Origin of the sequence: Vibrio sp. V42_P2S4T144 (assembly GCF_009904715.1) — a bacterium.
Classification (GTDB): Bacteria; Pseudomonadota; Gammaproteobacteria; order Enterobacterales; family Vibrionaceae; genus Vibrio; species Vibrio alginolyticus.
The window spans coordinates 1-3,313 of record NZ_WXWS01000370.1 but is presented as its reverse complement, the minus strand read 5'-3'; the positions used below and the strand labels follow the sequence as shown (position 1 = coordinate 3,313).

The following is a 3,313-nucleotide window of genomic DNA, read 5'->3' as shown; positions in this document are numbered from 1 at the left end:
GCAATTTTCTTTGCACATTTCTCACACTATGTAATACTTGCCCCACTTGGTTATACATAGAGCAAAAACGATGGATAAAATAGAAGTTCGCGGTGCCCGAACCCATAACCTTAAAGACATTAATCTTACAATCCCTCGCGATAAACTGATTGTCATTACTGGACTAAGTGGCTCCGGTAAATCCTCTCTCGCTTTCGATACATTGTATGCAGAAGGCCAACGACGCTACGTAGAGTCTCTCTCTGCCTACGCTCGTCAGTTTTTGTCTCTGATGGAAAAACCCGATGTCGACCACATTGAAGGGTTATCACCTGCGATTTCTATTGAACAGAAATCTACTTCTCATAACCCGCGTTCAACCGTCGGTACAATTACCGAAGTCTACGACTACTTACGTCTATTGTATGCTCGTGTGGGCGAACCCCGCTGTCCAACGCACCATGCCCCTCTTGCTGCGCAAACCATCAGCCAAATGGTGGACAAAGTCCTAGAGATGCAGGAAGGCAGCAAAATGATGCTATTGGCGCCTATTGTCAAAGAACGTAAAGGTGAGCATGTTAAAACGCTTGAGAACTTAGCGGCTCAAGGCTTTATTCGTGCGCGTATTGATGGAGAAACTTGCGATCTTTCCGATCCTCCAACCCTTGAGCTACATAAAAAGCACACCATTGAAGTTGTGGTAGACCGCTTTAAAGTTCGTCCAGACTTACAACAGCGCTTGGCCGAATCTTTCGAGACAACACTCGAATTATCAGGCGGTATTGCGGTTGTCGCGCCAATGGATGGCGACGGTGAAGAGATTATTTTCTCCGCCAACTTCGCTTGTCCACAATGTGGTTACAGCATGCAAGAGCTAGAGCCGCGACTTTTCTCATTCAACAACCCTGCTGGAGCATGTGGCACTTGTGATGGTTTGGGTGTGCAGCAATACTTCGATCCAAGCCGAGTCATTCAAGATGATTCATTAAGCTTGGCACAAGGTGCGATTCGCGGTTGGGATCAAAAGAACTACTACTACTTCCAAATGCTCACCTCATTGGCCGATCATTATGGTTTTGACCTCCATGCCCCTTTTAATTCTCTGCCAAAGAAAACGCAAGATGTCATTCTAAAGGGCTCAGGTCGTACTGAGATTGAGTTTAAATACATCAACGATCGTGGCGATATTCGCGTTAAACGCCATCCATTCGAAGGTATTCTGAATACCCTAGAACGTCGCTATCGTGATACAGAATCCAACTCTGTCCGTGAAGAGCTTGCAAAATACATCTCCACTAAATCTTGTTCAAGCTGTGGCGGTACTCGTCTACGCCTTGAAGCACGTAACGTGTTTATTGCTGATACGACACTACCTGAGATTGTTGAACTCAGCATTGCTGATGCATTGGAATTCTTCCATTCCTTGAAACTGGAAGGTCAACGCGCCCAAATCGCTGAAAAAGTGATGAAGGAAATCAACGACCGCCTGCAATTCTTAGTTAACGTCGGTTTGAACTACCTAAACTTATCACGCAGTGCAGAAACCTTATCAGGCGGTGAAGCTCAACGTATTCGTTTAGCAAGCCAAATTGGTGCAGGTCTTGTTGGTGTCATGTACGTCTTAGATGAACCGTCGATTGGCCTCCACCAGCGTGATAACGAACGACTCCTAAAAACACTGACTCATTTGCGCGATTTAGGTAATACCGTACTTGTGGTAGAACACGATGAAGATGCGATTCGCTGTGCAGATCATGTCATAGATATTGGTCCTGGTGCTGGCGTACATGGTGGTAATGTTGTTGCGGAAGGCACCATGGAAGAGATAGTCGCGAATCCGAATTCTCTGACAGGTCAGTACTTAAGTGGTGTTAAAGAAATCGCAGTACCGAAAGATCGCACGCCGCGAGATCCGAAAAAAACGGTTGAGCTATTAGGCGCTACAGGTAATAACCTTAAAAACGTTAATCTTTCAATTCCTGTTGGGTTATTCAGCTGTATTACAGGAGTATCTGGCTCAGGTAAATCAACGCTGATTAATGATACTTTCTTTAAAATTGCGCATACCCAACTTAACGGAGCGACAACGGCTCAGCCTTCACCTTATAAATCGATTAAAGGTCTAGAGCACTTCGATAAAGTCATCGATATCGATCAAAGCCCAATTGGCCGTACACCTCGCTCTAACCCTGCAACCTATACGGGGATCTTTACACCAATCCGTGAACTGTTTGCAGGCACACAGGAGTCGCGTTCTCGCGGTTACAAACCGGGCCGTTTTAGTTTTAACGTACGCGGTGGTCGTTGTGAGGCCTGTCAGGGTGACGGTGTTATCAAAGTAGAAATGCATTTCCTACCAGATGTTTATGTGCCATGTGATGTGTGTAAAGGTAAACGCTACAACCGCGAAACGCTCGAAGTACGTTACAAAGGTAAAACTATTGATGAAGTGCTAGAAATGACGGTCGAAGATGCACGCACCTTCTTCGATCCAGTTCCTGCCATCGCTCGCAAACTACAAACACTGATGGATGTGGGTTTGTCGTACATACGATTGGGTCAAGCGGCAACAACACTCTCCGGTGGTGAAGCACAGCGTGTGAAACTGGCGCGAGAGCTATCCAAACGTGATACAGGAAAAACCTTGTACATTTTGGATGAACCAACAACCGGCTTGCACTTCCATGATATCCAGCAGTTGCTCACTGTACTGCACAGGCTTCGCGACCACGGAAATACTGTCGTGGTGATCGAGCATAACCTGGACGTCATTAAGACTGCGGACTGGATTATCGATCTTGGTCCTGAAGGGGGTCAGGGTGGCGGCGAGATAATCGCTCAAGGCACTCCGGAAGATGTGTCGCAAATCGAGGGTTCGCACACAGCTCACTTCCTCAAGCCTATGTTGAAGTAGAAAAAACAGGTAAAGTATCGAGACCAGCAAGTGCTGGTCTTTTTTCATTCAAAACAACGCAATAACTATGGCTACTATACATGTAAGTGGAACAAAGCTTTCTCCCGAAAAAGTACAGGTTCCCCTCAATCGCAAGTTTCTCATTGCCTTGGCAACACTATTTGTGTTGGCAATGCACTTTTTCATGCCCAACCCCGGCGGTTCGGGGCTTTCGCTTTCGTTCAATGCGACAACTTGGATTGCTTTTAGCTTTGCATTAGGCATTGGGTGTTACCAACTCGCGAATAATCGAGTGCTACGTTACTCAAAACTAACCATCGGCTTGTTTATTAGTGCTCTTATCATCACAGTGCCCATTCTGTACCCAAATGCGAATAGCAGCTTGGCAGCCAATAAGCTCATAGGCCTGTGGTGTGGTGT

Annotated in this window: 1 protein-coding gene and 1 pseudogene; both read left to right on the top strand. The window is 46.2% G+C overall.

Going from position 1 to position 3,313, the window contains the following annotated elements:
* Nucleotides 1–70 precede the first annotated feature (70 nt).
* Nucleotides 71–2,893 (top strand): excinuclease ABC subunit UvrA, encoded by a 2,823-nt coding sequence (gene uvrA / locus CAG68_RS12605; RefSeq protein ID WP_086047064.1) that lies wholly within the window; start codon nucleotides 71–73, stop codon nucleotides 2,891–2,893.
* A 67-nt stretch (nucleotides 2,894–2,960) separates the two neighbouring features.
* Nucleotides 2,961–3,313: pseudogene (locus tag CAG68_RS22350) on the top strand (ligase); the annotation flags it as partial.